Genomic DNA, 22,601 nt, shown 5'->3' on the forward strand with positions numbered 1-22,601 from the left:
AGTTTAATATATAAAGAAAATATAGGCAATTTAATGATTGTATTAAATGGTTATTTTTTCTGCTGCTCACTACTGATCCAAGCCTAATATGACTGGAAAAAACTGATGCTGGGGTTACTTAGCATCAGTTTTATGGATGAATGGTTGTTGTACATCATTCCGTGGAAACGGCTGGATCGGCCTGTTCCTTAACTGGAACGACCTGAAGGAAATGCTTTTCGGGATTATGAAGCAGGGCTTCCAAGGAAGTTGCTTCTTCCGTTTGGCCTTGTTCTTTCAATAGAACCGTATAGCTGCCAAGAAGTTCCGTAACGTCCTGTATGCCTCGGGAAGAGAGGGGCTCTATCGAAATCTTTGCCCCTTTGGCAACCCGTTTCTTAATCACGTCTTTCGTTAAACCACTTTCAGGCTGTTGGCGTAAATAAACGACACCGCCGGTCATGCCTGCACAAATCCAAGGACCGGGATCGCCTAGAACCAGCCCTCTCCCATTTGTCATATATTCAAACGCGAAGCCTTTAATATTGGAAGTTATGGCTATATTGCCGGTTTCTCTTTCCGGAAGGGGTTGTTTCAACAATCCGCCAATGATCATATCGGCTCCTGAAAGCCGGATTCCCGCCCTGGAATCGGCATCGCCTTGGGCAATGAGAAGACCGTGCTGTGCGCCGTACCCGAAGCCCTTGCCGACGGAACCATTGTAGAACTTCCCATCTTTTCCGGGAGATTTAAAGATGGCGATATTCCCGCCAATCGAGGTTTTGCCAATTCCATCCTGGGCACCGCCATTCACGCTGATCGAAATTCCCTCCGTATTATAAGCTCCAAGTCCATTGCCTGGTATGGAACCATTTTGGTAGGAGAGATGGACAGGAGGGAGTTTTTTGTAAGATCCATCAAGTCTGCCCCTAACCCGGTGACACGAGACCCTGCTGCCGAGTACACGCTGCTCGGAAGTGATCGAGTTGTAGCTGCGGGATTGCTGTAGGTCATCCACATGTGAATCCAGATATTCGGCACCAACTGCAACTTGCATCGAGCTTTCATTCAAATATGCCTCTTTTTCCTGCTGGGAGAATGGCGTAATATCCAGATTTTTTAATAGATAGGTTAAATCCAATGAATGCTGTCCCTTAACTTGCTGCAGCAAATCGGACCGGCCGACGATGTCCTGAAGATTTTTCACGCCAAGCGACCCGGTCAATAGTTTAAGTTCATTGGCGAATGCACCATACATATTCATTAAGCCTTGAACGGCCAAATCGAATTTTCGCGGGACGAAACGTCGCAGCCCGTGCTCCTTCGCTTGTGCTTCCGATTCGATCTGGGTGGCGATGCCGACATGACATGTATCAAGGTGACATCCTCGGCATGTCGTACAGCCGACCGCAATCATCGAAAGGGTGCCAAATCCAACCCGGTTTGCCCCAAGCAGCATCACTTTCATGATATCCATTGAGCTTTTTAAACCGCCGTCAGCCCAAATTTCAACGCTTTGGCGTATGCCTGCCTCAAGAAGCGCATTATGGGCCGCCTTCACTCCAATCTCGACTGGAAGACCGACATGTGCAAGTGCATGGATCCTGGCTGCTCCCGTTCCGCCATCAAAACCGGAAAGCGTAATGATATCGGCCCCTGCCTTGGCTATCCCGACTGCAATCGTACCTATGTTGGGAACGACAGGTACTTTCACGGCCACTTTCGCTTTATCGTTCGCCGTTTTCAACTCATGGATCATTTGGGCCAAATCTTCAATTGAATAAATATCATGGTTATTGGAAGGGGAGATCAAATCGGAACCGATCGTTGCATTTCTGGCTTCTGCAATCTTCGCTGTAACCTTGGAGCCGGGAAGGTGCCCCCCCTCACCAGGCTTTGCGCCTTGCCCAATTTTTATTTCCAATAGATTCGAAGAATTCAAGAGTTCTGCATTGACACCGAAACGTCCTGAAGCGATTTGCTGTCCGCGTGATTTCGGATATTTGCCAAGCATATCCTTGATTTCCCCGCCTTCACCATTCATGCTGATCATGCCTAGCCGTTCGGCAGCCTCAGCATACGCACGGAAAGCAATCTCGTTTTGAGACCCAAAGGACATGGAGGCTATAACGAAAGGGAGGTCCTGTTCACCGATCGAGAGACTGACTTTTTCAGATGATATCTGGGCATCTGAATTTTTTAAAGATGTTAAATGGCGGATCGCCGTAGGATTGGACTCTTCCTGCTCGGTGATCTTCTCGCGATAAGCGTCATAGTCCCCGGTCGAAGCCACTTCACCGATCGACTTCCAAATTCTAGGGAATAGGTGAAAGGTCTTTCCCATGCGTTCTTTATCGTTTTTGTAATCTTCCGCACGATTGATGGCATCAGCTTTGATTTTATCGAAATTATAGTCCAGATCATCTGACCCAAAGAAGTTAGCCACATTTAAATATGCCGCGATTTCCTCATGTAAGCCGATGCTCGAGAAAAGCCTTCCATAACCGCGGAGCTCATGAATTCCGATGGTGGAAATAACCTTCTCGAGCCCCTTCGTTAAGGAGTTATATAGATTGGTAACACCCTTTATATCATCAGAAGATAAGGAAAGGAACATATAATACGGACTGATCAAGTTTGCTCCAAAACCATAAGAAACGATGATATCATGCAATGACCTTAGTGATGCGGAACGTAAAAGGATGGAGCAATCCCGGCGCTTGCCCGTGTTTACCAAAGCCTGATCGACAGCTGAGGTGACAAGATGGGGATCAAGCAGCAAGTGACCATTTTGATGGGCGAGTGCATCATCCAAAATGAGCAGCGTTTTGCCGCTGTCCACAGCAGCGATAGCCTCATGGGTAATCCTGGTCAGGGCATTTGTAATGCTTTCGTTCTCCTTGAAGGTGCTTGAAAGGAAATGCACAAGCTTTTGGTCCTCGTTATTTTTGATGAATTGATCATAGCTTGGCTGTGAAAGGATGGAAGAACATTCATAGCCGGTCAAGCCTTCAATCAATAAGGGAGACAGCAGCTCGTAAACTTTGCCTGCCTTTTTCGCTTCGAATAGGGAAGGACGTTTTCCGATGATGGTCCTCGTCGAGAAATGCTCTGTTTCCCGATCCCGGTCGATGGCTGGGTTGGTTACGACCGCTACGCTTTCCTTAATGAAGTCTGCAATATTGGTCCGTTGCGGATTGAGTGCAGCGAGTGGTGCATCATGACCAAGGGAACGAATGGGCTCAGCGCCTTTCTCGGCCATCTGTTCCACTAATTGAACATGCTCCCTCTCCCAGCCAAAGGCTTTATACTGACCATTATGAATGGCTTGCGTGTTTGTCATGGAGACAATTTTTTCAAAAGCATGCGGCTGCAAGCGGACGCGATCATTCGCAAGAATGAATCGATTGCTGAATAAGTTGAATACTTTTTCCTGATAATCCTTGTAGGTGTACAATTCAATGGAGTCGCCGTTCCATTTCAAGCCCACTTTCTCTCCAGGACCCATCGGTTTAGGATCACCGGTAAATACACTGGAAGGGATGATCCCAGGTTCTGAAGTGAACATATAGGACGATTCCGTTTCAATATTCCATAGCGGACGCAAACCTAAAGAGTCGACAGAGAACACGGCTTCGTCGCCGAAGCGGGAAATGATTCCTGCCGGGCCCTGTGCGAAATGGCCCCATGCTTCCCGTAAATACGTATATAAGTCTTGTAAGTGATCGGGGTATTCCTTGATTTCATTGATGATTGGCGGGAACATAAGGTCGACGGCTTCAAACAAGGAGTAGCCATGCCGGCATATGAAGGTTTCGATCGTCTTATTTAAATCCTGTGAGTCGCTTCCATCCTTTGCGATGGGAACGCCGATCATTTTCGCTTCATCACGTAATTTGGCGATCGTATTGATTTCACCATTATGGCCAAGCACGCTGAAAGGCTGGACCCGAAAGAAGCTTGAAAGGGTATTGGTCGAAAAGCGATTATGTCCAAGTGTCATCGAGGAGGCTGCTATTGGGTCGGCAAGATCAAGGTAATAGGCAGGGAGCGTATCACCGGCACCCATCACTTTGTAGACCGCATGATGCTGGCTTAAGGATGCAACATGGATGAAATTACTTTTTTCGATGTCTGAGGTCAGCTCAAAAAGGACATTTGAAAGCTCTTCACTGTTGACGGTGGGGGCAGAACAGGCAAACTGCCAAAACACAGGGTCTTCTTGAATGGCAATTGGCCCCAGGGCTTCGGAACGGTATGCTTTATCCGTCTCGAAGATCAAGGAAAGCCCATGTTGAAGCAGCTTTTCTTTGACTTCGATTTTTAAGTCGTCAGCGGCTGCTTTTTTGCTTAAAAATAAGTGGCCGACTATGAAGCCATCTTGATCGACGGAGCCTGGATCGACATTGGCCGCTTCCAGCTTCTTTTTCCATAGAGCCCGCGGAATATCGATATGGATTCCGGCGCCATCTCCTTCTCCATTGATGAAGCCGCAGCGGTGATTCATTTTAACGAGGGCATCGATGCAGGCAAAGATGTTTTCGTTTGTAGCGATTTTCTTTTTTTCGATGCAGGCAACGATTCCGCAGGCATCATGTTCTTGCTTGTGAAACTCATTGAATGTAGCGGGTGTCCATTGATGGGTCATATATGCGGCTTGAATAAGGTTACCCTTATTTTCTGCCTTTCACCTCCTGTAGCATTTGATTTAATGGGGGATATTAATGAACCCGAACGATAGTCCAAGTTCTTGATAGATTGAAAGTAAGGATATAAATGTATATAAATGTAATTATATCATATCATTTAAATATTCAGAAATCAATTTTTTATACAATGAGATGGATGTGCGTGTGGAGGCGATTTCCCTATGCGAAGGGGAAGGAAGGTTGATTTAAAAGAGTATTTTGCCTGTGGATAAGAAAACCCCAAGAATGAAGAATATCCTGGGGTGTATAAAAAATGTATAATTATGCTGTTGTCGTTTCTTGAATCAGGTTTTTGAATGCATGTTCAACCGCTTTAAGAGTGTAAGCGATATCGTTCTCCGAATGTGCAATCGTCAGGAACCATGCCTCGTATTTGGAAGGAGCCAAATTGATGCCCTGGTTGAGCATCAATTTGAAGAACTTGGCGAACATTTCGCCATCCGTATTTTCCGCCTGCTCATAGTTTTCAATTTTTTCCGTAGTGAAATAAATCGTCAAGGCTCCTTTAAGGCGGTTGATCGTGATCGGGACATTATATTGACCGGCGGCTTGTAGGATACCTTCTTCAAGGATTTTTCCTAAACGGTCAAGCTTGTCGTATAGACCTTCCTCTTTAAGCACCTCTAAGCAAGCGATTCCGGAAAGCATGGAAGCCGGATTTCCTGCCATTGTACCCGCTTGGTAGGCAGGCCCGAGGGGAGCGACCGTCTCCATGATTTCTTTTTTGCCGCCATAGGCACCGATCGGAAGTCCGCCGCCGATGATTTTGCCAAGTGCGGTCAAGTCGGGTTGTATTCCCAAGAAGTCCTGGGCTCCCCCATACATGAACCGGAAAGCGGTGATGACTTCATCGAAAATGACTAATGATCCTGCCTCATGGGATAAGGAAATGACTTCTTCAAGGAAACCGGGGCTTGGCTCGACAATCCCAAAGTTGCCGACGATCGGTTCAACGAGTACGCCAGCGATTTCGTTACCCCATTTATTCAATGCCTCCTTAAAAGGCTCGATATCATTGAAAGGCACCGTGATGACTTCTTGTGCGATGCTTTTTGGAACTCCAGCAGAATCGGGTGTTCCGAGTGTGGACGGACCTGAGCCAGCGGCTACAAGAACAAGATCGGAGTGACCATGATAACATCCGGCAAACTTGATGATCTTATCGCGTCCGGTATAAGCGCGGGCGACACGAATGGTCGACATGACTGCCTCTGTGCCTGAATTGGTGAAGCGAACTTTATCAAGGGACGGTATGGCCTCTTTCAGCATTTTGGCGAATTTGACCTCATGCTTTGTTGGAGTTCCATATAAAATACCTGTTTCTGCTGCTTTAACGATTGCCTCCGTAATATGTGGATGTGCATGCCCTGTGATGATCGGGCCATATGCAGCCAAGTAATCGATGTATTTATTGCCGTCGACATCCCAAAAATATGCCCCTTTAGCATGATCCATGGCAACCGGTGAACCGCCGCCTACCGCTTTGTATGAACGCGAAGGGCTGTTGACCCCTCCGACGATATGTTCCAATGCCTCTTTATGTAAAAGCTCCGATTTACTAAAATCCAATCTTAAAACCTCCTAAAAGTACGAACGTATTCCTCTTAATCATAGCACTTTTTCGTCCGGAAATCTGGGGGAGGAGGCCAAGGAATGTAATCCTCCCCTGAAAATCTTGCTGAAGCTTATAAAAAGAAGCTGAACCTTTGTCCGTCATTTTTTGCTGGAAATAGAATCAGGTCCCAAAATTCCAGTCAGGAAGGTCAGGATATCGACAATGGTGGCCGGATTTTCGATGTCGAAGGATTGGCGGTTCATTTCTCCTTCGGCTTGGTAGTAGATAAGGCGGCCAGTGCCTTTTTCTTCATTAATTTGAATTTGGAAACTTAAGGGGGTGCTTTCTATCGATCCAACGGAATCCCTTTGAATGACCTGGCATAATAATTGGCCAAATTCATCATCATAAAGGAAGTCATAACGAAGGCTAATGACGACTTTTTCGATTTGGGATAATAATAATTCTTTTATGTTCATGACATACTTGTCTCCTTTATATATGTATCTCTTACAACGTCAGGATTATCCTGAAAAAAATGGGTGTGGAACAGCAGGCATTTTTATTGTCTAAAAAGCCGAGGTTGGATAAACTAATGCATTAGGACAAGAGATTACGGAGGATGTAACAGGATGAGTGATGCTATACAAGTGAAACAGCTGCGGAAGGAATTCAAGTCGGCATCAAGCCGTTCAGGTTTAAAAGGGGCCTTCCGGGATTTGCTTACAAGAAATTATAAGATCGTCCCTGCTGTCAATGATATCAATTTTACTGTAAAAAAGGGTGAAATGGTAGCTTATATCGGGGAAAATGGTGCCGGGAAATCGACCACGATCAAAATGCTCACGGGCATTTTGGAGCCTACGACAGGTGAAATCACGGTCAATGGCATGAACCCCCATAGGGAAAGGGAAAAATTCACCCAGACTATCGGAGTCGTATTTGGGCAGCGCTCACAGCTTTGGTGGGATATTGCCGTTCAAGAGTCCTTCAGGCTGTTAAAAAAGGTCTATAAAGTAACGGATGAACAATATAACGAACATATGGAACATGTCATCAAGACGCTCGATATCGGTCCTTTGCTCGACAAGCCGGTCCGGAAACTCTCACTAGGTCAGCGCATGCGCTGTGAGCTTGCGGCAGCATTGATACATAATCCTCCATTGCTGTTCCTGGATGAACCGACCATTGGGCTTGATGTACTCGTGAAGCTGAAGATTCGTGAGTTCCTGAAAGAAATCAATGAGAAATATAATACGACCATTCTTTTGACCACTCATGACTTAGGTGATATTGAGGCTCTTTGCGAGCGCGTAATCATGCTTGATGAAGGCAGGATCATTTATGATGGGGAATTGCAGAGTCTGAAGGATAACTGGGCTGAGGAAAAACAGATTCATTTTCAGAATCCCAAACGATGAATGTGTTGAGTGGGGTAATTCCCCCTGCCCAAATTCCAATATTCTGGTCAGTATTATCTTCCCTTATCAATAATATGGGCAGCCCGAATTGAAAGGCCATCGAGGGCTCAATTTGCAAAAAAGTCGAGCCTTCCCAGAACGGAGTGGATGATGAAGGTTGCCCTACATTAGTATCAGTAACCTCAACGAGGAATCGACGAAAGTTGATTGCCAACATTCCATAGCTTGATGAAACCAACCGGCGGATACTTGTTAAAATGGCTTCTGGATATTGTTCGCTTATTGGCAATGTACGAGGAAAAAGCAGTGCGTTTTCAATCTCTGAAATAAGACGGGTTTGAAACTGTTGTTGTATGGGGTTTAATGTATTCGTTGTGCTTAAAAATATGGGAATACGAAAGGCACGATCGACGCATTCCTCGTATTTGAATGATGGAGATACTTTATCCTGTGAAGGTTCAATTTTAGAATTTCTTGAGGAATCTGTACCTTTATCTTTCATTTTATTTTTCAGCTTCACTTTAATTTTATTTTTATCTTTATCTTTATTGCTGCTCACTTTCCTCATCTCCCTTTTTATTTACTATATGGGGAAGGGCTAGGTCTGTTTGGACAGAAAACCTGATATTTGGTTAAAGTTTAATGCTTATTTTTGAACAATTAAAAGAGACCACTTCAATTGTGGTCTTCTTTAGGGAATTTCATTGAACTAGTTCATCCGTTACTTTGAGTGTAACTCCACGTTCAATTATTCGTCATAGGCATATCCACAGGAGCAACGTTTTTTTCCGAATAACAGATGATAAGATGCGGGGAATTCCTGATTGACTCGTTGGACTTCCTTAGCAAATTCCTTATCATCCTTCGGTACTGGTGAGAGTGCATCCGCTTTTTCTTGAGAATCGATATTGGCTCCAGGTGGTACGAACCTATTAGGTGCAATCCGAACGCCATTTGTAACCACGGCATTATAAGAAATGAATGCGCCTTTCCCTATGATTGCTGTATATACAATGGAATTAAATCCGATAAAAACATTGTCTGCGATATAACAAGGGCCATGGATAAGAGCACCATGAGCAATTGTCACTTCATTTCCAATGAATATGGAATATCTTTTTCTTCTATATGAAATCCTTATATTTATTAAACCATGTAAAATTACTCCATCCTGGATATTTGTATTGGAACTGATATAAAAAGGGGTTCCTTCATCCGCTCGTATGCTTACATTAGGAGCAACATAAACATTGTTTCTAATGGTGACATCACCTATGACACTTGAAAACTGACTTATAAAAGCTGTGTTATCAATTTTAGGAAAGCGCTGAACAGGATTAAAGGAAGTAATGGGGTTTGGGCTTATAAATGGTTTAAAACAGTGAGAATGGTTATTAGAATAGGGGACTAATCCTTTTTCTTCACCCAAGTAATTACCTCCTTCGGAATCTATTGGGGTAAATCATTTTATGCAAGAAGATGGGTCTAGATCACCAATAGCTTCAACTGCCTCACTTATAGGATAATTCTAGTACTAGCACAGGTTGGTTAAATTATTTGGTGAAATGCTGCGATCCTTTTTTAAGTAAAATTCGGAATAGAAAGGTAGCAATTGAGAATGGTAGGGGGCGTGTTTTTTTTTGTCTTTAATTTTTTGCAAAAACCAAGAGGTGGTACGCGAAGGAGACAATAATCATATAAAAAACCCCGCTAAAAAAAGCATGGGTCCTCGTCTCGATTATAACAGGCTGGATAGAAGAGATATTTTTTTATACAAAGCATGTGCTTCTTTATTACGATGTTCCCCGATATCATTTCGTAGATGGCCTTCCATATCGGACATCAAGTCAGCCAATTTCAATGCTTTTTGCCTGTCGGAAATATTGCTGCGTATGATGTATTCGTATTTTGCATTGTATTCAGTCAGTGACATTAGTCTTCCGTCCTCCTATAGGGCATAGTCGTTTAAGCTGTTCCCTGTTCCTTCATCTGTAATTCCAATGTACTTTAATGTTGCTTCAGGGTGTGAATGGTTAAGGATTTTTTGTAATGCGGCTATATCCATACTTTGTTTATAGAACCAGTACCCGTACGTCTTGCGCATGGTATGGGTGCCTACGCTCTCAATGTCCACCATGTCTGCGGCTTTCTTAAGCTGTCTATAGGCCTGTATCTTGCTTATGGGCTTATCGCCTTTTCGTGAAGGGAATAGCCATACGCTCTCGATGACCTCTATATAAGCTGCCACTTCAGGGAATACCTCATCAAGCGGTATTATTCGCGGCTTCTTTTTCCTGCCTTCCTTCATGGTCACCTTCGTCTTGCCTTTAATGTCCTTTACCTTCAATGATAAAAGATCGGATACACGTAAGCCGGTATGGATGCCTAACAAGAACAATATGTAGTCCCTCTCGCTGCAATGTCGTTTCAATGACCATTTCATATCATTTAATTTTTCCAATGATCTGATTGGCTGAACGTCAATTAAATGTTCTTTTGGCAAATGTGATCACCCTTATTTCAGGTTAATGAAATCAGTATTTTGAATGTATACTTTTTCGTTAATTTAAGATTAACACTTCAAAAGGTTAGAAGTCAATTTGGCGTGGCCAATCGCTCTTGACTGCTGTCATTGTCCAGGGTGAATCATGATCAAACAGGTTTTATAGTATGAAAGGATATCCACTGGAAAAAATGGAATAGAATATACAGAAGGATGATGGAAAATTTTTTCGCCCCCGTATCTTTTTCTCTTTCTGTAACGTTTAGAGGATAGAGGGTGTTAAAGGAGTGAGAAAAATGATAAAAAAGTTGAGGGAAGAAATTCATGAAATAAAGGATAACGACATGGCATTAGATAAGGTTTATCCAGAATTGCGTCGGTTTTGCCAATTCCTGACCCAAAATAATTGGGATGGTGATGATCTGGCACACGATACGATCATGAAGGCCATGCGGAGTTATGGGAAGAAGACGGAGCTAACACCTGCTTTATTAAAGACGATAGCCCGCCATTCATGGATTGATACGATACGAAAAAGAAAAAAGGAAGCTTTAGGCGATCTGCAGGATAACGATCTGCAAGGATCAAAGGGGGGAAATCCGTTTGAAACGGTGGAATTCATAATAAAATCGCTTACCCCTAAGCAAGCTGTCGTGTTTCTATTGAAGGAAGGGTTTCTCTATCGCTCCAAAGAAATCTCCGATTATTTGAACACGACAGAATCGGCGGTAAAGGCGATCCTGAACCGTGTCAAAAATCGTTTTGACAATAATGCCGAGGAGCGTAAGCTGTCCGTCGTGGAAGATTGGCAAGATGAGGAGGAGAAAAGGCTGATATCGCTGATGACACAGGCTTTGCAGGCACAAAATCCCGATGTCCTGATTAGAAGCATCCCATCTTTCAAATCGCTGAATAGTGAATCGATGATTGCTAAAACAATGAATCGCTCGCTGCAACCCAAAGCATGCTTCACTCCTTCAAACACACTCTCAATGGCTGCATAGCCGATCAATTTGTTAGGAGGAAAAATAGATATGACTACCATTCCATATGTAATTGAGCAATCCGGTAAGGGTGAACGCTCGTACGATATTTATTCCCGGCTGTTAAAAGACCGCATCATCATGATTGGGGAAGAAATCACCGATCATTTAGCCAATAGTGTCGTCGCTCAATTGTTATTTTTGGCGGCTGACTCTCCAGATAAAGAAATCACGATTTTCATCAATAGTCCCGGGGGATCCACTAGTGCCGGTTTTGCCATTTATGATACGATGCAATATATTAAGCCTGATATCCGGACTGTATGTACGGGAATGGCGGCATCATTCGGCGCCATGCTTTTACTGGCCGGTACGAAAGGCAAGAGGTGTGCATTGCCAAATAGTGAAATCATGCTTCATCAGCCACTTGGAGGGGCGAGGGGGCAAGCGACGGAAATTGAAATTTCGGCCCGAAGGATTTTGAAGTTAAAGGACCATATCAATCAGATCATTTCGGAAAGGACGGGGCAGCCTATCGATAAGGTGTCGAAGGATACAGATCGTGATTACTTCTTAAGCGCAAATGAGGCGAAGGAATACGGGATTATCGATGAAATAATCGTTCAGGATCATTAAACTGGAAAAAGGGTTTCGGGGCGCTTCCATTCCGAAACTCTTTTTCCTTACGTATTTATGCAAAATGGAGTGGAATGAAGGGATTGGACAAAACCTTGAAAGCAGAAAAAAAACACTTTAAGCCTCCTGTAGTAAGTGAGTTACTCAGAAGGTTTAGAAGTGTTTTCCTTTTTATTAGATAGGGGGTTATTTCTTATTAAGCAGTCTGCTTGATTCGTTTTCCGTATTTATCGGGATTTCTTTTCCGACTGTGACCCGGCGAACGACACGGTGCTGGTCGTAGTCGGCGATGGCATAATGCTGTGTGGCTAGGTTGTCCCAAATGGCCACGTCTCCTTCATTCCATTGCCAGCGCACGGTATTTTCCAAACGGGTCACGTATGAATCAAAGATACTTAGTAATCTTTCGGATTCGCTTGTTGTATAGCCCTCCACTCTTCCGGCAAAACCACCTAATAATAAATGCCTTTTTCCGGTTTCTGCGTGCACGTGGACGACTGGGTGCCGCGTTTTATAAATGGTCGATTCGAATATTTCCCGGTATTTCTTTTTAACCTCGTCCGTTGTGTTTTCGACTTGCTTGAATTGGGCATAATCATATTCATTAGTATGGATGGCCCATAGTTCGTCGGCTAAGTGCCTCAATCCATCCGGCAGGTCTTCATAGGCCGTATTTGTATTGGCCCATACTGTATCTCCGCCAACCTTTGGAATGGTTACACCTCTTAAGATGGAGTATTTAGGAACTGCGGGGACGAAAGTGACATCAGTATGCCATTGGTTCGCCTTAGCTCCCTGAGCGGAATCAAGTTCGAAAATATAGCTTGTATCGTTTTTGACTGGTACTGTTGGATGTGCATAAGGCTCACCGAGAAGCTTGGCGAATGCTTCTTGATTGGCATCGTCCAAATGATTTTGTCCTTTGAAGAAAACGACTTTATGTTCGTTGAGCGCTTGCTTGATTTCGCTGAAAATGTTAAAGTCCAAGTCACCGCTTAATTGCACTCCATGAATTTCCGCGCCAATCCTGCCTGCTACAGGTACCACTTTTATTTGTTGTGTTTTAGTTTCCGTCATAATCGATTTCCTCCCATATTCTGATTTTATTTGTTGAACGCTGCATCGATGTATTCATTGTGAATTTCTTTTTGAAAATCAAATGATTTCTTAATGTAGCCCACACTGGCCAATGTATCGATTGATTCTTGCTGTGCCTTGATGGCATCTTCGGTAAAGAAGATATTTGGTTCTTCGGACGTTATTATTTTCTTGACTGTGTCGGCAGGCATTTTAGTTTCCTTGGCATATATTTCAGATGCCTCATCTGGATGGTCGATTTGCCAATCGGCCGCTTTTTTATAAACCCTTAAATAAGCCTCGACAATTTCAGGGTGCTCTTTGGCAAATCCTGTCCGGGCGATGTTTGCACCAGGAGCCAATATTTTTCCTTTTACATTCAATGCGACAGCATTTCCTTTTTCAATATTATTAAGGTAATAAGGGTTCCATGTCGCCCATGCGTCCAATTGTTTCGTTTCGAAGGCGGACTGGGCATCATCTGGTTGTAAATTAATGAGCTTAATATCATCCGTCGTTAATCCATAGGCCTTCAAGGCCTTGATTAAATACACATGACCTGTTGTTCCGGAGGCAACTCCGACCGTTTTCCCTTTTAAATCTTCAACCTTCTTAATTTTACCGTCGGTTTGAGTGATGATTCGAACGGAGGAGCCACCTTGTCCGGTTTGGGCAATCACTTCGAATGGAAGCTTCTTATCAATACCGGCAATCAGCGCACCATCTCCTAAAAAAGACAAATCAACACGGTTGGAAGCTAGGGATTCCAAAAGCGGCGGTCCGCTTGGGAATTCACTCCACGAGATTTTTGCGCCCAGTTTCGAAAATTCATCATCGAACAATCCCTTTTCCTTTGCAATGACAAGTGGCCCCATCTTGCCATTCAAGGCAATACTCACTTTAACTGGCTCACTCTCCCCGGAAGCTTTGCCGGCATCGGAATTACAGCCAGTCAATGCCGTAGTACAGATGATGGCAAGCAGCAGCCCAGTTAAAAGGTTATGATTTTTCCTCATGAATTCCCTCCCTAATTTTTTATTACACTTACCTCATAAGAATAGTCAGGATAAGGACGAAAAAGAGATTCAACGAAGAGTAAACGGGGATACTCTTCATTGAATCTCCAGTAGTCCAGTGGATTCACATGACCTTTATGAATATGGATTTGTGTATGAATGCATCTTACCAGCTGTTAGAATTATCTGTCAATTATTTTTTATTATTAATCCGATAAAATAATTAGGTATTAACTGTTGATTCTCAATAATCGATAAGTTAATATAAAATGAAATATTGAAGTAATCGACTAGTTAACTAGAGATTCAGCAAATGGCCATGATATGCCCATTGCTGGGACTCTAGTTTTTTTATTCGAGAAGGGGTGAGGAAATTGGAATCCACGTTAGAAATCAATCACGTAAGTAAAACCTTCAAGAATGATCAGGAAAGCATACTTGTTTTGAAAGATTTGTATATGACCGTCAATAATGGTGAATTCGTTACCATCATCGGACCTAGCGGCTGCGGGAAGAGCACGTTATTAAAATTGATTGCAGGTCTTGATTTAGACTTTGATGGCACGATCATTGTGGGGAAAAATCCGGTTAGCGGCCCTTCCAAAAACCGTGGATTCATTTTTCAGGAGCATCGGTTATTTCCATGGCTTAACGTGGAGAAGAATATTTCAGGTAACCTTTCATTAAAGAATCCGGAGATACGCAAAAGGGTGGACGATTTAATATCGCTTGTTAAGCTTAAAGGATTTGAACGGGTGTATCCGCGCCAATTATCCGGCGGGATGTCCCAGCGTGTGGCCATTGCCAGGGCACTGTTGCGCAATCCCGAAGTTTTGTTGCTGGATGAGCCATTCGGTGCATTGGATGCATTCACCCGAACACATCTTCAGGAAGCCTTACTAGAGATATGGGAAAGGAACAAGACGACGATGGTGCTCGTCACCCATGATATAGATGAATCGCTTTTTTTATCGAATAAGGTAGTCGTCATGGACGCCAAGCCAGGCAGGATCAAGGCAATCGTTCCCATTGATTTACCATATCCAAGATCGAGAACCAGCAAGTCTTTTCAGGAATTGAGGTCCCATATTTTAAACCTTCTGGATCATCATCCTCAAGATAAGGAAGATTGGTGCTTTTAATTAATTTTGGAAAAAGGAAGGATGATGGAAATGTCTACATCTACACAGACCATGGCTCAAAACAAACAGCTTGTCATGAGGGAAAAGAATAAACAATCCAAAATCGCCAAATCTGCAGTACGGGGTTCAACCCTGCCCTTAGTAGTATTGATAGCCTGGCAAACATTAGGTTCAGCTGGAATCCTGCCAGCACAATTATTCTCATCACCATCCTTGATCGTCACGGCTTTCATTGATCTCGTCCGATCAGGGGAAATGGCGAGCCATTTACAAATCAGCTTAATCCGGGCGCTTCTTGGCTTTGCATTAGGTGGTTTTCTAGGGCTGCTCATCGGTGTCATTGTTGGCATGCAAAAAAAATCCGAGGAATATTTAAACCCAAGCATTCAAATGTTGCGAACGGTTCCTTTACTTGCAATCACACCTTTATTCATCATGTGGTTCGGATTTGGTGAACTATCCAAAGTACTGCTTATTGCATTAGGCGCTTTTTTCCCTTTATATCTACAAACTTTTTTAGGTCTGCGGAATGTGGATAAAAAGCTATATGATGTGGCACGAATCATGGAGTATAGCCGTTTGGAACAGATAACGAAGCTCATGATCCCGGCAGCCTTACCCAATATATTGCTAGGGGTTCGCTTAGCATTAAGCTCCGCATGGATGTGCTTGGTCGTCGCTGAATTATTGGGAGCGGACAGAGGAGTGGGCTTCATGATCCAGGATGCCCGCTCATTCATGCAAACCGACATTGTATTCGTCGGCATCATCATTTTTGCCCTGGCTGGTAAAATCTCAGACTCACTTGTTCGCTTTTTGGAAAATCATTTACTGAAATGGCAGGATAGCTTCAAAGCATAAATGAAAAGGATGCCCCCTGGCATAGGGGGCATCCTTCTTTAGTATGTTCAGTTGGTGTCGCCATAAAAAGGCAAAGAGATCGTGAAGGAAGTCCCTTTGTGCAATTCGCTTTGGACGGCGATTTTCCCTTTGTATTTTTGAACGATTGAATAACAAACGGTCAACCCGATGCCGGTTCCCCTATCTTTAAGTGAATAAAACGGAGTCCCGAGTGCTTCCAGCTGATCTTTGGAAAGACCGACGCCTGTATCCGTTATTCGTATTTTTGCCATATTGCGTTCCTGCTCTGTTTCGACAATGATGTATCCGGGATCGTTCATTGATTCAATTCCGTTTTTTATGATATTGACCAATATTTGTTTAAGCTCGATCTGATTCATATGTAATTGCAGGTCACAATGAAAATCAAGCCGGAAGCCTATATTTCGATTATTGGCAAAACTGGTTAATAGTTCGGCCACCTTTTGGATTTCACCATTTAAGCTAATGACCTGTAGATCACCCGTATGGGGCTTTGCCAAGGATAAATAGTCATTGATGATCACCTGTGTATATTCAAGTTCAGTAAGCATGGTTTGAACATAGAATTTTTCCGTTTCATTCAGTTCCTTCTCTTGATCCAATAATTGGGCAAATCCTTTCACGACTGTTATGGGATTTCTAATCTCATGCGCAATGGTCGCAGCAAGCTGGCCAACTGAACTTAATTGCTTGGCCTGCTGAATTTCCTTCTGAAAGGCATTTGCCGATTCCATTCGATTATAGGCTCCTATGAATACAAATACCAATATGATTTGGATGGCGGTGAAATTCAATATATTTCCAAAGCTATCCAAAGCGACATATTCATAAGTATATTGAAGATCTGTATGCGAAATGATCAGGATGGAAGCAGGACCTAATATGATATTTAACGTTGCGACAATATAAAACCCGATTTTATCGAAGAGAAAGATCGGGATCAAGGGCGCTAATGCAAATAATGCTAGCATGATTGCCGTATCCGGGAATACCCAGAATTTACTATATAAATAAACGGTGATTAAGGAAATGAATAAGCTTTTATAGAAGTTGCCCTCCGTTTTAATGAAAAATAGCAAAGAAATGATCATTCCCGATATAAGAATGACCTGGAAAGTCATTTCGTAAGGATTATCCCTCCAACTGATTGGTGATACGGATATGCCTACCAAAAGTAAGAAGGATATCATGCCCATGAATGCCCTCATGATCAATTGGTGTTTGTTTTGATAATATTGGTAGTTTTTTAGCATAATTCCCCTTAATATTAATGTTCTGTTTGTTTAATAGTAAGCTGATACGTGTTTTTTGTAAATCGGATAAAGTTGAAATTTTCCATAAAATGTTCCTTTGCACGCTCTGTCCAAGTAGGCCATTTTATTCATTTTACCAAATATATGGTTTATTTACATGATATTTGCTGTAGCTTTACATTTCCCTTCTAAACTGATGGTAATAACGGAAGGGAGAGAGAGAAAATGAAAAAGAGCATGAAAAGAGCAGGTTTAAGTATGATAGGTGCAGCCTTTATATTGCAGGCTGTTTCTATGAGTGCTTCGGCCGCACATGAAAATCATTCAAATTCACCTATTTATGAGAAGAAAATTGTGAATATTGCACATCGGGGAGCCTCTGGTTATGCCCCTGAACATACGATATCCGCCTACCAATTAGGAGAAGGAATGAAGGGTGATTACATAGAAATCGATCTTCAGATGACAAAGGATGGAAGATTGATAGCGATGCATGATGAACGGGTGGATCGCACGACGAATGGTACTGGCCTTGTAAAGGATTTAACGCTGGGAGAAATCAAAAAACTGGATGCGGGTTCATGGTTTAATGAAAAATATCCACAATTGGCAAAAAAGAAATATGAAGGGTTGGTGGTTCCCACTCTGGAAGAAGTCTTTAAGAAATTCGGCAGACAGTCCAATTACTATATTGAAACAAAGTCCCCAGAAGTATATCCGGGAATGGAAGAAGCACTCCTGAAGGTTTTGAAAGATTATAAAATGGTAGATTCAAAGGGCTATACCAAAAATGTCCTCATCCAATCGTTCAGCAGGGATAGTCTTTTAAAGGTTCATGACCTGAATCCAAAGTTACCTCTAGTGCAGCTTTTTTCTTATAAGAATCAAGCGACCATTACTGAAAATGAATTGCAATCCATTAAGCGATATGCCGTTGGAGTGGGTCCAAACTTCAATATGGTTGATAGGAAATATGTGAAAATGGTCAGAACTCATGGCCTGCAATTTCATCCTTATACAGTCAATGAAAGGGCTGATATGAAGAAAGCATTGGAGTGGGGGGCAACTGGGGTATTTACGAATTATCCGGATGTGTTTAACGAGGTCTTAAGAGAGTATAAACATAATCATGGCCTTAACAAGGAGCTGCGATGAGCCGCATGGAAGATTTTCATTGGTGAGTCCCAGGTATCTGGGGCTTTTTTTTGTTATTCTGCTTGTTTATGGGGAAAAATCAGGCTTGAAAAGATTGGCAATTTTTTTGGTGGGTATAGTAGGAGTATTAAGTGATTTCTAGGAGGATGATTATGAAGGCGGTTACTTTTCAAGGGGCAAAAGATATACAGGTAAAGAAAGTTGAGGATCCAAAGCTTCAGCAGAAGGATGATATCGTCGTAAGAGTTACTTCAACGGCAATCTGCGGTTCCGATCTCCATATCTATCAGGGTGCTTTGCCGACGCATAAAGATTATGTCATTGGTCATGAGCCGATGGGCATCGTCGAAGAAGTGGGACCCGAAGTAACGAAGGTGAAAAAAGGGGATAGAGTTGTCCTGCCTTTCAATATTTCATGTGGGCATTGTTATTATTGTGAGCATGATATGGAGAGTCAATGTGATAATTCCAATCCAAATGAAGCGGTGGATACAGGGGGATACTTTGGTTTTACTGAACGTTATGGAAACTATCCTGGTGGGCAGGCGGAATATTTAAGGGTTCCATATGGAAACTTCATGCCTTTTGTAATCCCTGAGTCTTGTGAGCTGGAAGATGAGGCGCTTCTGTTCATGTCCGATGTCCTGCCGACCGCATATTGGAGTGTAGAGAATGCCGGCGTGAAAAAAGGGGATACGGTAGCGATACTCGGATGTGGGCCGATTGGCTTGATGGCCCAGAAGTTCGCCTGGATGAAAGGCGCAAAGCGAGTCATTGCCATCGACAATCTTCCTTATAGGCTCAATAGGGCCAAACAGATGAATAAGGTGGAGATATATAACTTCGATGAATATAACGATATGGGCGGCTATATTAAGGAAATCACTTCAGGCGGGGCCGATGTCGTCATTGATTGTGTCGGGATGGATGGTAAGAAATCGACGATTGAGGCAATCGAACAAAAGCTGAAGCTCCAAGGGGGAACGCTGAGTGCAATCGAGATTGCGATTAAAGCTGTTCGCAAATTCGGCACGCTACAGCTGACTGGAGTGTATGGATCGAAGTACAATATGTTCCCACTAGGCGATTTATTTGAACGGAATATTAACATTAAAATGGGACAAGCACCGGTCATTCATTATATGCCGATGCTTTTTGAAAAAATTACGGCTGGAGAGTTTGACCCTACTGAAATCATATCCCATCGAGTTCCTCTCGAAAAAGCGGGAGAAGCTTATCAAATCTTTAACGATCATGAAGACGAGTGCATTAAAGTGGTGTTAAAGCCATAATGATAGCTGATATAAAAAAACCAATGCATCTAATGCATTGGTTTTTTTTCGTTGGCGTCACATCGGAAGACATTTGAGTAAGTGTCATGATAGTCAATCTGCTGGAACAGAAAGCGAAGTTTATCTTTAGGAAGATCCGTTTACGACACACAAATAAGTTTTAAGAATAAGTTTATCTTTTTTTAAGAATTTATTTAGAGGGAGTTTATAACTTGGGACTATCATGATGGAAGTAGTAACTGCCTTCACGTTTCAGTGTCCCTATCAATTCAAGCTGTAGAAAAGAAGGAGGAACAGATGTCGTTAACTCAGGGAAATAGTCAGTTTTTAAAAGCTTCCATGTAAAATCAGTAATGGATCAATGTTCAAATGGTTGGACATTTAATATATATATACGACATTAAAGAAATGAGGAGAACGAAATGAACAATTATGCAAAAGCAATAACATCAATAATGCTAGGATTCACATTATTCTTAACAGGCTGTAACACCAACACTAAAGAAAATGATAGTGAACAGAAGCAAGAACAAGCTGATAAGAAGACTAACAAGGAAGATAAGGTAACGGAAGGTCAGGAAATGGCTAACATTCTTAGCAACACAAATTGGCAGGGTACAAAAGTGTATGATAAAGATAATCATGATTTAACAAAAGAAAATGCAAACTTCATTGGGCTTGCAAAATATGATGCGAAGTCAGGAAGATATGAATTTTTTGATGCAAAGACAGGGGAGAGTCGTGGCGATAAAGGAACATTCTTCATCACCAATGATGGAAAGAAGAGAATATTAATTTCAGAATCAATGAATTATCAAGCAGTTGTCGACATGGAAAAAATAAATAAAGATGTGTTCACTTATAAAAGAATGGGGAAAGATGCTGATGGCAAAGATGTAGAGGTATTCGTTGAACATATTCCGTATAAAGAAAAAGAGCTGTCTTTCACTGACCCTGACAAGCAGCTGGACACTACTACAGGGGATATTGTTAAAGACGTTGATGGGGATAAGATTTTAGGTAGCACTCTTTGGCACGGAACTAAGGTGTTGGATGAAGAAGGTAACGATGTTACGAAGGCCAATTCCAATTTTATAAGCTTGGCAAAATTTAATGACAAGACTAATGAATATGAGTTTTTCAATGCTGAGACAGGAGAAAGCCGCGGGGATTATGGCTACTTTGCTATTGTACACGACAATAAAATAAGAGCCCATGTTTCAATTGGAGATAATAAATATGGCGCCGCTCTTGAGCTTACCGAACTTAATAATAAAAAATTCACCTATAAAAGAACGGGTAAAGACAATGATGGCAAGGACATGACTGTATTCGTTGAACATGAACCTTATAAAGGCGATCTTGAACCAAAATTCACTAAATGAAGTAAGAATGGCATCTAATCAAAAAGGGAATGGATTTCTCCGTTTCCTTTTTGTTTTGATTCGAGAATAATGGGAATAAAAGACTAACTGAACTTTTGCCCATGCCATTTTCTAAATCATAGATTACAGTGGTTCTATTATTCGCCAATGCCTTTGTCAATGTCCTATGATTAATTTACCTATCTTTTAATTGGAGGCTCTTTTCGTAAAGGCTGTTGTTTTTAAAGTGGGACTATTAAGTTGATAGGAGCGGAAATCAGCTAACTAAAACATCGATGGAGGTCTTGAAATGGATAAATTCATGGAACGAGCAGTAGAATTAGCGGTGGAAAATGTTCGTGAAGGTGGTCAACCCTTCGGTGCAGTACTTGTGAGGGATAACAAGTGTGTAGCTGAAGGCGTTAATGAACTGCACAAAAGGTATGATAGTAGTGGTCATGCGGAATTACTGGCTATCCGGCGCGCGCAAGAGCAATTCCAAACGAACGATCTATCCGGTTATACCATGTATGCAAGTGGGGAGCCTTGTCCGATGTGTCTGACAGCAATGTACTTTGCTGGAATCAATAAGGTTTTTTATTGTGCTTCAGTTGAGAATGCGGAAGAAGTGGGTTTAGGGAAATCTAAAAGTATATATGAGGATTTGCAAAAGACAAAGGCAGAACGCTCACTTAAGATGATACAAATGCCTTTAACTGAAGGTCAATGCAATCCAATGAAGCTTTGGAAGGAGAAATCGTAGTATTTGGAGACCGTTGGTCAATACTTAAGGAAACAAATCCATAGGAACGATAAAAGTCCAAATTCTCAATTTTAGTCCTGGGAATTTGGTCTTTTTATTTGTATTTACAGCAAATACTTCCTGCCTTTTCCATATCGTGGTTTTGTTAATTTGAAGATGAGGCGCTAATAGCGGAAAAAAAACTGGCAGCAAAGGAAGTCATATGAGCTTGGATAAGAGTTTTTGGTAAGGAAATGAAGTGGATATATTATATAATGTTAGTGATAAAAGGAGGGTATTTAGATGGTATATAATTCGGCAGCGGAACTTTGTGAGGGTTTTGAGCAAGTGTATCCTCCAATTCACGTTCAATTGACGATGGAAATCGTCGATAAGAGATTGGGACCTGTAAAAGCGGAGGCAGAGATTGCCATCAAGCCCGTTAAGTCGAAGGGGTATCTTGAAGTGCTGGTGGAAGAGCTGGAATCGGAGCATATCTTTGCTGATGAAACTGGAAGTATTTATGGCAGCTTTGGCATTGATCAAAGCATCGAGATCTATGATGAAGTACTGGCTGTCATCCCGTTCGATGAGGTAATCGGCAAGGAGAATTGGCATGAGATAGTGGATGCCTCGATAACGGTGGAGAAGCTTAAGGAGCAGCTCGGAAAAGCCCTCAATGATTATCAATTCAGTGATTTAAGCGGGAAATATAAATTCAGGAAAAGATGTACGATCACCGAACTTCAATTCATGGGTTAATAGATTGATGGAGAAGGCAAATGCTTTCTCTTTTTTCCATTAGACGATGATATATCTCGTTCACTTGCTGTTTGCCACCCGGTGATGCTTCCTCCTTGTTAGGTAACGTGAAGAAATGGGTACCAAATAA

At 42.4% G+C, this 22,601-nt stretch carries 19 protein-coding genes and 1 pseudogene; 10 read left to right on the forward strand and 10 right to left on the reverse strand.

The window, feature by feature from the left end:
• Window positions 1–154: 154 nt before the first annotated feature.
• The 3 genes from ABE28_RS03700 to ABE28_RS03710 form a co-directional block, all read right to left on the reverse strand.
• Window positions 155–4,627, reverse strand: coding sequence for a glutamate synthase-related protein (locus ABE28_RS03700; RefSeq protein WP_064463760.1), 4,473 nt, complete (start codon window positions 4,625–4,627; stop codon window positions 155–157).
• Between the two features lie 322 nt (window positions 4,628–4,949).
• Window positions 4,950–6,257: a glutamate-1-semialdehyde 2,1-aminomutase gene (locus ABE28_RS03705; protein ID WP_064463758.1), complete on the reverse strand. Its 1,308-nt coding sequence runs from the start codon at window positions 6,255–6,257 to the stop codon at window positions 4,950–4,952.
• A gap of 144 nt (window positions 6,258–6,401) precedes the next feature.
• The gene (locus ABE28_RS03710) at window positions 6,402–6,722 is read right to left on the reverse strand and encodes a hypothetical protein (RefSeq protein WP_064463756.1); all 321 of its coding nucleotides are present in this window, start codon (window positions 6,720–6,722) and stop codon (window positions 6,402–6,404) included.
• A 153-nt stretch (window positions 6,723–6,875) separates the two neighbouring features.
• Between ABE28_RS03710 and ABE28_RS03715 the strand changes: the two are divergent.
• Window positions 6,876–7,649 (forward strand): annotated as a pseudogene (locus ABE28_RS03715) (ABC transporter ATP-binding protein); the annotation flags it as partial.
• Here the strand turns inward: ABE28_RS03715 and ABE28_RS24320 are convergent.
• From ABE28_RS24320 to ABE28_RS03735, 4 genes are all read right to left on the reverse strand, one after another.
• Window positions 7,582–8,223, reverse strand: coding sequence for a hypothetical protein (locus tag ABE28_RS24320; RefSeq protein WP_373921317.1), 642 nt, complete (start codon window positions 8,221–8,223; stop codon window positions 7,582–7,584). The pseudogene ABE28_RS03715 and the gene ABE28_RS24320 sit on opposite strands and share 68 nt — an antisense overlap.
• Before the next feature lie 189 nt (window positions 8,224–8,412).
• On the reverse strand, window positions 8,413–9,093 hold the full coding sequence (locus tag ABE28_RS03725) for an LbetaH domain-containing protein (protein WP_064462064.1): 681 nt from the start codon (window positions 9,091–9,093) through the stop codon (window positions 8,413–8,415).
• A 309-nt stretch (window positions 9,094–9,402) separates the two neighbouring features.
• On the reverse strand, window positions 9,403–9,597 hold the full coding sequence (locus ABE28_RS03730) for a hypothetical protein (protein ID WP_064462063.1): 195 nt from the start codon (window positions 9,595–9,597) through the stop codon (window positions 9,403–9,405).
• A 15-nt stretch (window positions 9,598–9,612) separates the two neighbouring features.
• Window positions 9,613–10,107 carry a tyrosine-type recombinase/integrase gene (locus ABE28_RS03735; RefSeq protein ID WP_083232218.1) on the reverse strand — a complete coding sequence of 165 codons (495 nt, stop codon included), beginning with the start codon at window positions 10,105–10,107 and terminating at the stop codon, window positions 9,613–9,615.
• Between the two features lie 356 nt (window positions 10,108–10,463).
• Here ABE28_RS03735 and ABE28_RS03740 point away from each other — a divergent pair, with 356 nt between their 5' ends.
• Window positions 10,464–11,171 (forward strand): sigma factor, encoded by a 708-nt coding sequence (locus ABE28_RS03740; RefSeq protein WP_064462061.1) that lies wholly within the window; start codon window positions 10,464–10,466, stop codon window positions 11,169–11,171.
• A 30-nt stretch (window positions 11,172–11,201) separates the two neighbouring features.
• Window positions 11,202–11,786, forward strand: a complete 585-nt coding sequence (gene clpP / locus ABE28_RS03745; protein WP_064462060.1) for an ATP-dependent Clp endopeptidase proteolytic subunit ClpP — start codon at window positions 11,202–11,204, stop codon at window positions 11,784–11,786.
• A 186-nt stretch (window positions 11,787–11,972) separates the two neighbouring features.
• Here clpP and ABE28_RS03750 read toward each other — a convergent pair whose 3' ends face one another.
• Together ABE28_RS03750 and ABE28_RS03755 are read right to left on the reverse strand one after the other, a co-directional pair.
• Window positions 11,973–12,863: a TauD/TfdA dioxygenase family protein gene (locus tag ABE28_RS03750; protein ID WP_064462059.1), complete on the reverse strand. Its 891-nt coding sequence runs from the start codon at window positions 12,861–12,863 to the stop codon at window positions 11,973–11,975.
• A 26-nt stretch (window positions 12,864–12,889) separates the two neighbouring features.
• Window positions 12,890–13,879 (reverse strand): ABC transporter substrate-binding protein, encoded by a 990-nt coding sequence (locus ABE28_RS03755; RefSeq protein WP_064462058.1) that lies wholly within the window; start codon window positions 13,877–13,879, stop codon window positions 12,890–12,892.
• Between the two features lie 374 nt (window positions 13,880–14,253).
• On the opposite strand from ABE28_RS03755, the gene ABE28_RS03760 reads away from it, so the two are divergent.
• Both ABE28_RS03760 and ABE28_RS03765 read left to right on the forward strand, forming a co-directional pair.
• Window positions 14,254–15,021 carry an ABC transporter ATP-binding protein gene (locus ABE28_RS03760; RefSeq protein ID WP_064462057.1) on the forward strand — a complete coding sequence of 256 codons (768 nt, stop codon included), beginning with the start codon at window positions 14,254–14,256 and terminating at the stop codon, window positions 15,019–15,021.
• 30 nt (window positions 15,022–15,051) lie between these two features.
• Complete coding sequence (locus ABE28_RS03765; RefSeq protein WP_064462056.1) at window positions 15,052–15,882, forward strand: ABC transporter permease; 831 nt, start codon at window positions 15,052–15,054, stop codon at window positions 15,880–15,882.
• A 47-nt stretch (window positions 15,883–15,929) separates the two neighbouring features.
• Here ABE28_RS03765 and ABE28_RS03770 read toward each other — a convergent pair whose 3' ends face one another.
• A complete protein-coding gene (locus tag ABE28_RS03770; protein WP_064462055.1) occupies window positions 15,930–17,156 on the reverse strand; it encodes a sensor histidine kinase in 1,227 nt (408 codons plus the stop codon).
• 225 nt (window positions 17,157–17,381) lie between these two features.
• Here ABE28_RS03770 and ABE28_RS03775 point away from each other — a divergent pair, with 225 nt between their 5' ends.
• The 5 genes from ABE28_RS03775 to ABE28_RS03795 all read left to right on the forward strand — a co-directional run bounded on the left by ABE28_RS03775 (window position 17,382) and on the right by ABE28_RS03795 (window position 22,471).
• Window positions 17,382–18,311 (forward strand): glycerophosphodiester phosphodiesterase, encoded by a 930-nt coding sequence (locus ABE28_RS03775; protein ID WP_156775678.1) that lies wholly within the window; start codon window positions 17,382–17,384, stop codon window positions 18,309–18,311.
• A gap of 152 nt (window positions 18,312–18,463) precedes the next feature.
• Window positions 18,464–19,603, forward strand: a complete 1,140-nt coding sequence (locus ABE28_RS03780) for a zinc-dependent alcohol dehydrogenase (RefSeq protein ID WP_064462054.1) — start codon at window positions 18,464–18,466, stop codon at window positions 19,601–19,603.
• 422 nt (window positions 19,604–20,025) lie between these two features.
• On the forward strand, window positions 20,026–20,988 hold the full coding sequence (locus ABE28_RS03785) for a DUF4822 domain-containing protein (protein WP_064462053.1): 963 nt from the start codon (window positions 20,026–20,028) through the stop codon (window positions 20,986–20,988).
• A 289-nt stretch (window positions 20,989–21,277) separates the two neighbouring features.
• Window positions 21,278–21,730 carry a nucleoside deaminase gene (locus ABE28_RS03790; RefSeq protein WP_064462052.1) on the forward strand — a complete coding sequence of 151 codons (453 nt, stop codon included), beginning with the start codon at window positions 21,278–21,280 and terminating at the stop codon, window positions 21,728–21,730.
• 282 nt (window positions 21,731–22,012) lie between these two features.
• Window positions 22,013–22,471, forward strand: coding sequence for a hypothetical protein (locus tag ABE28_RS03795; protein ID WP_064462051.1), 459 nt, complete (start codon window positions 22,013–22,015; stop codon window positions 22,469–22,471).
• Window positions 22,472–22,601 lie beyond the last annotated feature (130 nt).

The organism is Peribacillus muralis (assembly GCF_001645685.2).
Taxonomy (GTDB): Bacteria; Bacillota; Bacilli; order Bacillales; family DSM-1321; genus Peribacillus; species Peribacillus muralis_A.

Bases quoted from the DNA above. Each gene is read 5' to 3' on its own strand.
- ABE28_RS03775 (WP_156775678.1), top strand. From the start codon at position 17,382: ATGAAAAAGAGCATGAAAAGAGCAGGTTTAAGTATGATAGGTGCAGCC.
- ABE28_RS03785 (WP_064462053.1), top strand. From the start codon at position 20,026: ATGAACAATTATGCAAAAGCAATAACATCAATAATGCTAGGATTCACA.
- ABE28_RS03790 (WP_064462052.1), top strand. From the start codon at position 21,278: ATGGATAAATTCATGGAACGAGCAGTAGAATTAGCGGTGGAAAATGTT.
- ABE28_RS03735 (WP_083232218.1), bottom strand. From the start codon at position 10,107: ATGAAATGGTCATTGAAACGACATTGCAGCGAGAGGGACTACATATTG.
- ABE28_RS03795 (WP_064462051.1), top strand. From the start codon at position 22,013: ATGGTATATAATTCGGCAGCGGAACTTTGTGAGGGTTTTGAGCAAGTG.
- clpP (WP_064462060.1), top strand. From the start codon at position 11,202: ATGACTACCATTCCATATGTAATTGAGCAATCCGGTAAGGGTGAACGC.
- ABE28_RS03750 (WP_064462059.1), bottom strand. From the start codon at position 12,863: ATGACGGAAACTAAAACACAACAAATAAAAGTGGTACCTGTAGCAGGC.
- ABE28_RS03780 (WP_064462054.1), top strand. From the start codon at position 18,464: ATGAAGGCGGTTACTTTTCAAGGGGCAAAAGATATACAGGTAAAGAAA.
- ABE28_RS03765 (WP_064462056.1), top strand. From the start codon at position 15,052: ATGTCTACATCTACACAGACCATGGCTCAAAACAAACAGCTTGTCATG.
- ABE28_RS03770 (WP_064462055.1), bottom strand. From the start codon at position 17,156: ATGCTAAAAAACTACCAATATTATCAAAACAAACACCAATTGATCATG.
- ABE28_RS03710 (WP_064463756.1), bottom strand. From the start codon at position 6,722: ATGAACATAAAAGAATTATTATTATCCCAAATCGAAAAAGTCGTCATT.
- ABE28_RS03700 (WP_064463760.1), bottom strand. From the start codon at position 4,627: ATGACCCATCAATGGACACCCGCTACATTCAATGAGTTTCACAAGCAA.
- ABE28_RS03740 (WP_064462061.1), top strand. From the start codon at position 10,464: ATGATAAAAAAGTTGAGGGAAGAAATTCATGAAATAAAGGATAACGAC.
- ABE28_RS03730 (WP_064462063.1), bottom strand. From the start codon at position 9,597: ATGTCACTGACTGAATACAATGCAAAATACGAATACATCATACGCAGC.
- ABE28_RS03755 (WP_064462058.1), bottom strand. From the start codon at position 13,879: ATGAGGAAAAATCATAACCTTTTAACTGGGCTGCTGCTTGCCATCATC.